The 218-nt window shown below is 64.2% G+C and carries 1 protein-coding gene; it reads left to right on the forward strand.

The features are described from left to right. On the forward strand, positions 1 to 218 hold a 218-nt coding region (locus U4Z31_RS37095), incomplete at both ends, for a hypothetical protein (protein ID WP_321813016.1).

Below are 218 nucleotides of genomic sequence, written 5' to 3' on the forward strand. Positions count from 1 at the left end.
CCTCGAGCGTATGGCGTACTCGCCGCGTTGCGCTTGGCCAGGCTGATCGAGTCGATCCGAAGCATGCAGGCCGATGTCCCGATTACCGTCGTATGCCACAGCCAAGGAAATATCGTCGGCCTCACTGCGGCGTTCTTCGGCGACGCATTCCCCGATGTCGAAGATCCGTGGGGGCGCACGGGCCACTGCGTGGCAGACGCCTACGTGCTGGCGAACGC

The sequence above is a fragment of the Burkholderia sp. BCC1985 genome (assembly GCF_905339915.1).
Taxonomy (GTDB): Bacteria; Pseudomonadota; Gammaproteobacteria; order Burkholderiales; family Burkholderiaceae; genus Burkholderia.